General features: G+C 71.1%; 2 protein-coding genes and 1 pseudogene. All 3 read left to right on the top strand.

All coding sequences use genetic code 11. The features are described 5' to 3' along the window. Positions 1 to 186 (top strand): hypothetical protein (locus AB0F10_RS45320; RefSeq protein ID WP_360640774.1); only part of this gene is annotated, 186 nt, incomplete at its 5' end. Positions 187 to 239: 53 nt separating this feature from the next. Next, complete coding sequence (locus tag AB0F10_RS45315) at positions 240 to 1,352, top strand: hypothetical protein (protein ID WP_360640772.1); 1,113 nt, start codon at positions 240 to 242, stop codon at positions 1,350 to 1,352. Positions 1,353 to 1,393: 41 nt separating this feature from the next. Continuing rightward, positions 1,394 to 2,217, top strand: a pseudogene (locus tag AB0F10_RS45310) (hypothetical protein); the annotation flags it as partial.

Here is a 2,217-nt window from a genome sequence, read left to right as displayed (position 1 = left end):
ACCAACTACGTCTTCTGCAAAACCTGGGGCCGCCAGATCGGCACCGGCAGCAGCTACAACCACTGGTGGCTCAAGACCGACCCCGACACCGGACCCGCCGGACAGTACGTCTCCGCGTACTACCTCAGCCGCTGGGGCAACGACGAGGCCAAGGACAACAACGGCACCGTCATCCCCGACTGCTGAGCCCGCGGTGCCCCGGCCGGCATCGGCCGGGGCGCCCATTCCCAAGGAGAATGATGCGTTCCTCAATCGGGAGACCGCTGGCGGGCCTGGTCGCCGTCGCGTGCGCCCTGGCAACCACGATCGGCACCGGATCCGCCGCCGCCGCAACGGTCGCGGTGCCCGCCGGGGTCACGGCCGGAATCGCCGTCTTCGACCGGCAGACGGCGACCTTCACCGAGCAGCAGAACGTCGATATGCAGTTCCGTTCCGCGTCCATCGTCAAGCTGCTCATCGCGCTGGACTACCTCTGGCTGCGCGGGCCGGACTACGCCATCCCCGGCGCCGACCGCACCCGCCTCGACGCGATGCTGCGCGGCAGCGACGACGCCGCCGCCTCGTACTACTGGGCCGGGAACGGCTACCAGCAGGTGATCAACAGAATGGTGCCGCGCCTCGGGCTGCGCAACACGGCGCCGCCGCCGAGTTCGCAGCGCGGCTACTGGGGATACACCGCCATCAGCGCCGGCGACGTGGTGCGCGTCTACCGGTACCTGCTGGACTCGGCGCCCGCGGCGGTGCGGCAGTACATCATGGACAACCTGCGGCAGAGCACCCGGTGCGCCGCCGACTCCTACGACCAGAACTTCGGCATTCCGAGCGTGTTCGCCCGGCCCCGGGCCGTGAAGCAGGGCTGGTCCGGCTTCGGCGACGCGCCCATGACCTGCTCCGGCGGGCCGGCGGCGCCGGCGCGGGCGTCGGCTGCCGGGGTCGACCTGGTACGCGAGGCGCTGCACACCACGGGCACGGTGGGCCCGGACGACCGCAGCATCGTGGTCGTGCTGACGCTGCACCCGGACGGTACGCCGTTCGCCAAGGCGTACAACGCGTTGACCGGCATCACCCGCTCGCTCACCGTGCCCGGCGGCACGCGGCTGCCGGGCACCACGTTCGGCACCTGGGGCTCGGGCGTGCGGGTGCGTTCCGCCCCGGGCATCGGCGCCGCGCCGCTGGGCGTCGTCCCGGCCGGGGTCGACGTCCTGGTGTCCTGCCAGAAGCTGGGCGAGGAGGTCGTGGTGAGCCCGTACCGCAACCCGTGGTGGGCCTACCTTCCGCAGTTCGGCGGCTACCTGACCAACATCTACGTCAATTCCCCGGACAACCGGCTGCCGAACGTTCCGGACTGCTGATCCCCCGCATCACCCCCGTCGCAACAGGAGGTCTCCCCGTCATGCCCCGACCATCCCCCTCCCGCTCCATCGCACGCCGCGCGGTCGCCCTCGGCACCGTCGTCGCCGGCGTGCTGCTGACCGCCGCCGGACCGTCCTACGCGGCGGCACCGGTGCCCGGCCCCGCCGGCGGTCCGGTGCCGCTCTCGATGCTCGCCGCGATCGCGTACGCCCAGTGCGTCTCCGGCGGCGCCACCGCCTCGGACACCACGATCGCCAACCAGCTTCGCACCCAGATGAACGGGCAGCGGGTCGGCCAGTCCCTCAACGGCTACCACGTCTCCTGCGCCCGGGCCATCAGCGCGACGGCGGCCGGCCGCGGCCTCGACAAGCGCGCCGCGGTCATCGCCATCACGACGGCGATCACCGAGTCGTCGCTGCACAACTACACCGAGGCCGTCGACCACGACAGCCTCGGGCTCTTCCAGCAGCGGCCCTCGCAGGGCTGGGGCACCCCGGCGCAGCTGACCGACCCGGTCTACGCGACAAACGCGTTCCTCAACGCGATGATGCGCAAGTACCCCGGCAACTCCTGGATGAGCGGCGACATCGGTGCGATCTGCCAGAAGGTCCAGGTCTCCGCGTACCCGGACGCGTACCGGACGGAGGTGCACGACGCCCAGCTTCTGGCCAACGCGCTCTGGGCCGGCGGCGGCGGTTCGGGTTCGAGCAGGTACTGGGTGGACACCAGCGCGAACGCGCCGGTCTACTCGTCGGCGACCAGCACCACGCAGACCGGAACCCTCAACCAGGGCACCAACTACGTCTTCTGCAAAACCTGGGGCCGCCAGATCGGCACCGGCAGCAGCTACAACCACTGGTGGCT

Origin of the sequence: Actinoplanes sp. NPDC026623 (assembly GCF_040638275.1) — a bacterium.
Lineage (GTDB): Bacteria > Actinomycetota > Actinomycetes > Mycobacteriales > Micromonosporaceae > Actinoplanes.
Note: the sequence above shows the minus strand (reverse complement) of the source record. Positions and strands in the feature narration are given on the sequence as shown.

Coding starts and splice junctions, on each gene's coding strand:
- AB0F10_RS45315 (WP_360640772.1), top strand. CDS start 240: ATGCGTTCCTCAATCGGGAGACCGCTGGCGGGCCTGGTCGCCGTCGCG.